This window comes from Streptomyces sp. URMC 123 (assembly GCF_051386515.1).
GTDB lineage: Bacteria > Actinomycetota > Actinomycetes > Streptomycetales > Streptomycetaceae > Streptomyces.
Genome location: NZ_JBPQTV010000416.1, coordinates 1 through 4,824 on the forward strand (window position 1 = coordinate 1; position 4,824 = coordinate 4,824).

Below are 4,824 nucleotides of genomic sequence, written 5' to 3' on the forward strand. Positions count from 1 at the left end.
CCCGCTACCTCGACAGCCCCTATCCCACCGCCCGCCTGCGCGCCCGCGTGGGCGAGCCGCCCCGACCCGCTCGCCGCGTCCTGGTGGTCGGCAGCCATCAGTCCGCCGTCGACGCGGCGCTGCTGCTGTGCCGTGACGGGCACCGCACCACCATGACGTCCCCCTCGGGCCGGCTGCCCGCCGTCCGCACCTCCCTGGCCCTCCCCACCCGGCCACTGCCGCCCCTGGAGCGGATCGCGGGGCTCGACCCGGCCGATCCGCTGCTCGATCTGCGGCTCACCCGGCGGGTCGTCGAGGCCGTCCGGCTGCTCGACCCGCGCCCGCTGCGCCGGCAGGTCGCGCACGGCACCGACCCCGCCGAGCGGCTCCGGGAGGAGATCCGCCTGGTCGAGGAGGGCGCGTGCGCGTGGCCGGGGGTGGTGCTGGGCCTCATGGAGGCGCTCATCGAGCTCGGGCCCGCCCTCACCCCCGCGGAGCGCGGCGCCCTGCTCGCCCGCCACCAGTGGTTCGTCGGGCGCTACGCCACCGCCATGACGGTCGTCAACGCCCGCCGGCTGCTGGCCCACTTCGACGCCGGCGCGCTGCGGCTGCGCGGCTACCCCGCCCGGATCGAGGCGCTGCCCGCCGGCTGGCGGGTGACCTGGCAGGACGGCACGGCGGACCGCTTCGACCACGTGGTGAACGCGACCGGTTTCCACCTCCCCGAGATCTTCCCCGAGGTCCCCAGGGAAGTCCCCGAGGACTTCCCCGAGGCGAGGCGCGGCGGCGTACGGCTGCTGGACCCCCCGCCGGGCGCCCGCCCCCTCGCCGGGCTCGGCCCCGATCTGCGCGTACGAGGGGAGGCGACGGCGGCCCCCGAGCGGATCTGGGTGGTGGGCGTGGGCACGCACCCGCGGGTGCCGTTCTCCAACCATCTGCGCAACGTCACCCGCCAGGCGCGCCATGTGGCACGCCAGTTGTGCGGCGCCGGGCAGCTGTGAGGCCCTTGACCGGACGGCCGAGCGACCCGGGCGACCGGGCGGCCGGGGAACGATCGCCACCCTTCCCCATGGATGGAACACGTTCTACTGTGTGCGCCGCCGGAGAGACCCGGGACCGTGACCCCAGGAGGCGCCGTGCACCTCGACCACACCCCCGCGCAGCGCCGGCTGCGCTCCGAGCTGCGTGCCTACTTCGCCGAGCTGGCTCCGGAGAGCGCCCGGCCCCACCACACCGACATCGCCGCCCAGAAGCGGTTCTACCGCGAGACCATCCGCCGACTGGGCACCGACGGCTGGCTCGGCGTCGGCTGGCCGACGGAGTACGGGGGCCGCGGGCTCACCCCGGCGGAACAGTTCGTCTTCTTCGACGAGGCGGCCGCCGCCGGTGTCCCGCTGCCCCTCATGGCGCTGGGCACCGTCGGCCCCACCCTGATGCGCTACGGCACCGACGCCCAGAAGGCGCACTACCTGCCGAAGATCCTCTCCGGCGAGATCGACTTCGCCATCGGCTACAGCGAACCGGACGCCGGCACCGACCTCGCCGCCCTCCGCACCCGGGCCGTGCGCGACGGGGACGACTACGTCATCGACGGCCAGAAGATCTGGACCACCAACGGGGACACCGCGGAGTGGGTCTGGCTCGCCGCCCGCACGGACCCGGACGCGCCGCCGCACAAGGGCATCTCCATCCTGCTGGTGCCGACCGACGCGCCGGGGTACTCCTGCACCCTCATCAACACCATCGCCACGCACGACACCACGGCGAGCCACTACGACGGCGTACGGGTGCCGCGCGGCCATCTCGTCGGCCGGGAGAACGAGGGCTGGAAGCTCATCACGACCCAGCTCAACCACGAGCGGGTCATCCTGGCGGCGCACGGCACGACCGCGATCCGCGCGCTGCACGACGTGCGGCGCTGGGCGGCCGACACCAAGCTCGCCGACGGGCGGCGGGTCATCGACCTCGCCTGGGTGCGGAGCCTGCTCGCCCGCACCCACGCCCGGCTCGACGCCATGAAGCTGCTCAACTGGCGCATGGTGGACGCCCTCCAGCGCTCCGCGCTCACCCCGCAGGACGCCTCCGCGGTGAAGGTCTACGGCAGTGAGGCCCGGCGCGACGCCTACGCCTGGCTGATGGAGGTGGTCGGCGCGGCCGGGCCGCTCAAGGAGGGCTCCGCCGGCGCGGTGCTCCGGGGCGAGCTGGAACGCGGCTACCGGACCGCCGTCATCTTCACCTTCGGCGGCGGCAACAACGAGATCCAGCGGGAGATCATCTCCTGGATCGGGCTGGGCATGCCCCGGGTGCGGCGGTGACCTCGCGAGCGCCCCGGCGCGGCGAAACCCGGCAGGGCGAGGCCCGCCCGTACGGCGACGGTGCCCGGCGCGATGACGCCCGGCGCGGCGACGCCCGGCCGTACGGCGACGCGGCCCACCTCGACGCGGCCCGGCACGACGGCGACCCCGGGCTGTTCGGCCCCGCCTCCGTCACCTGGCAGCTCCACGCCGACCCCATGATGTGGGTCGCCGGCATCCGCGCGCTCTTCCTCCAGGCGCTGCACCCCCGCGCCGTACGGGGCGTCGCCCAGAACAGCGACTTCCGGCGCGACGCCTGGGGCCGGCTGCTGCGCACCGTCGACTTCGTCGGCACCCTCACCTACGGCACCACCGCCGCGGCGGAGCGGGCCGGTGCCCGGGTGCGCGGCATCCACCGCAGGCTGTCCGCCGTCGACCCGGCCACGGGCGAGCGCTACGCCGTCGACGAGCCGGAGCTGCTGTGCTGGGTGCACTGCGCCGAGGCCGACTCCTTCCTCCATGTGGTGCGCCGCTCCGGCTTCCCGCTCACCGACGCCCAGGCGGACCGCTATCTCGCCGAACGGCGGCGCGCCGTCCGCCTGGTAGGGCTGGACCCGGCCGCGGTGCCCGGCGACACCGCCGGCCTCGCCGCCTACCTGGCCGCGACGCGGCCCCGGCTCGCCGCCACCCCGGAGGCGCGGGAGATCGCCGCCTTTCTGCTGCGACCGCCCGTACCCCTTCCGCTCGTTCCGGCGCGTGAGGCGATCTGGGGGCGTGTGGCCTCACTCGCCCGTGCGGCTCTGCCCCCGCACGCCCAGGCGCTCTACGGCCGCCCGGCTCCCGATCCGCGGGCCGTCACCCGCCGGCTCCGGGCCATGGGGCGACTTCTGCGGGCCGTTCCGCCCGATCTGCGGTGGAAAATGCCCCCGGGGCACCTCCGGCGGGCCCTCGAACGCCTCGGCCCGGGCGCGCGCCCTTCCCCCGACAAACTCCCCGGCCCGGCCGCCGGACTGGCCATACTGGACGAGCCGGGGAGGGCGGGGCGAGACGACGGGGGCGACGGCACGCGATGGGGGAGACCAGGCTGATCCACGGCCGGTACCGGCTGCTCGACCTGATCGGGCGCGGGGGCATGGGCGAGGTGTGGCGGGCGCGGGACGAGTCCCTGGGCCGGGGGGTGGCGGTGAAGTGCCTCAAACCCATGGGCGCCCAGCACGACGGCTCCTTCACCCGGGTGCTGCGCGAGCGCTTCCGCAGGGAGGCCCGGGTCGCGGCCGCCCTCCAGCACCCGGGGATCACCGTCGTCCACGACTTCGGCGAGTACGACGGGGTGCTCTATCTGGTGATGGAGCTGCTGGACGGGCGCAACCTCAGCCAACTGCTGGAGGACAACCGGCAGCACCCGCTGCCCGTCCCCGAGATCGTCGACATCGCCGCCCAGGTCTCCGCCGCCCTGGACTACACCCACCGGCAGGGGATCGTGCACCGCGACCTCAAGCCCGCCAATGTGATGCGTCTGGTCGACGGCACGGTCAAGATCTGCGACTTCGGCATCGCCCGGCTCGGCCACGACATCGGCTTCACCGCCCGGCTCACCGGCACCGGCATCGCCATGGGCACCCCGCACTACATGTCGCCGGAGCAGATCGCGGGCAGCCCGGTGGACCACCGCAGCGATCTGTACTCGCTGGGCTGCGTGCTCTACGAACTCGCGACCGGCGCGCCGCCGTTCGACCTGGAGGACGCCTGGGCCGTGCTCGTCGGGCACCGCGACACCGCCCCCGAGCCACCGCGCCGGCAGCGGCCCGACCTCCCCGAGCAGTTCGAGCGGATCGTTCTCGACCTGCTCGCCAAGGACCCGGCGAAGCGGCCCCGGGACGCGGCCGAGCTGGGCGGGCGGATCGCGGTCGCCCGCGCGCCGGTGGCCCTGCCGATCTCCCGGGAGACGCCGCCCGAGGCCGTGTCACCGCTGTCGGCACACCTCGTACCGCCCCGGGCCGGGTCGCCGTACGACTCGCGGTACGCCTCGTCGTACGCCTCACCGGGGGCCGCGCCGCCCAGGGGAGCATCGGAGGACGGGGGAGCGCCGCCGGCCGGGGCGGTGCCGGCGCGGGACTCCGAGCGGGACTCCGGGCAGGACTCCCGGCAGGCCCCCGAGCAGGCCCCCGAGCCGGGCGCGCCGCCGCCGGCGCCGGTGCTCTCGCGACCGCCGACCCTGGCCGGCCGGGCCCCGGCCGCCGATGCGCGGTCCGTCGACGACCGGCCCGCGGAGAAGCCCCCCTCGGCCCCCGCGGAGCGGCGCCCACCGGTTCTGCGCGGCGCGCCCCTGACGGCCGCCGCACCGGTCGGCCCGGCCCCGTCTCCCGCTCCGTCCGCCGGCCGCCCTTCCGCGCCGCCGTCGCGGCTGCCGGCCTGGGCCCGCGCCCTCACCTCCGGCTCCAAGGCGTTCGGCACCGGCGCCCGCCGCCCCGCCCCGCCCGACCGCACCACCGGCCTCACCGAGCACTGGACCGGCCGGCCGGGCACCCGTACCGGCGACGGCATCCGGGTG

General features: G+C 76.1%; 4 protein-coding genes. All 4 read left to right on the forward strand.

Going from position 1 to position 4,824, the window contains the following annotated elements; all coding sequences use genetic code 11:
• A partial coding sequence (locus ACSNOD_RS28445; RefSeq protein ID WP_436769943.1) for a hypothetical protein occupies positions 1-980 on the forward strand: 980 nt, incomplete at its 5' end.
• 135 nt (positions 981-1,115) lie between these two features.
• Positions 1,116-2,294, forward strand: coding sequence for an acyl-CoA dehydrogenase family protein (locus ACSNOD_RS28450; RefSeq protein WP_436769945.1), 1,179 nt, complete (start codon positions 1,116-1,118; stop codon positions 2,292-2,294).
• Positions 2,295-2,446: 152 nt separating this feature from the next.
• Positions 2,447-3,361 (forward strand): oxygenase MpaB family protein, encoded by a 915-nt coding sequence (locus ACSNOD_RS28455; RefSeq protein ID WP_436769946.1) that lies wholly within the window; start codon positions 2,447-2,449, stop codon positions 3,359-3,361.
• A partial coding sequence (locus ACSNOD_RS28460; RefSeq protein WP_436769944.1) for a protein kinase domain-containing protein occupies positions 3,343-4,824 on the forward strand: 1,482 nt, incomplete at its 3' end. The genes ACSNOD_RS28455 and ACSNOD_RS28460, both read left to right, overlap by 19 nt.